The following is a 544-nucleotide window of genomic DNA, read 5'->3' as shown; positions in this document are numbered from 1 at the left end:
CCCCTCAGATTTTAAGAACATGCTAGAAGTAGAACACCCACATTCCGGATGTATAAGTAAATCTGCTTCTGGATGCTGTGTCAGAACACCTTCTACCTGATGTGGAGCAATGCCAGCGTGAACATGACATTCGCCCATCCATATATGTATATTTTCCCGACCTGTTTCACGCTTCACAAAAGACCCAAGAAACATATCCGGCAAAAACAAGATTTCTTTATCTTCAGGTATGGACCGAACGATATCTACCGCATTGGAAGATGTACAACAATAATCGCTTTCTGCTTTAACTTCTGCAGTTGTATTAACATAAGCAACCACAACGGCATCTGGATGCTCTGCTTTCCATTCACGGAGCTGATCAGCTGTGATGGAATCTGCTAAAGAGCAGCCTGCTTCGAGATCGGGAAGAAGAACTGTTTTGTCCGGATTTAAAATAGCCGCCGTCTCTGCCATAAAATGAACACCACAGAACACGATGACATCTGCAGTGGTGTCTACCGTAGCACGTGCAAGATGAAGGGAATCACCCAACACGTCTGCA

The 544-nt window shown here is 44.7% G+C and carries 1 protein-coding gene; it reads right to left on the bottom strand.

Annotation, left to right across the window (positions count from 1 at the left end; all coding sequences use genetic code 11):
* On the bottom strand, positions 1-544 hold a 544-nt coding region (locus ACHABU_RS20690), incomplete at both ends, for a quinolinate synthase NadA (protein WP_435766841.1).

Source organism: Oceanobacillus sp. CF4.6 (assembly GCF_051262635.1).
Lineage (GTDB): Bacteria > Bacillota > Bacilli > Bacillales > Amphibacillaceae > Oceanobacillus.
The sequence above is the reverse complement of the archived record's forward strand: the minus strand, read 5'-3'. Positions and strand labels throughout refer to the sequence as shown.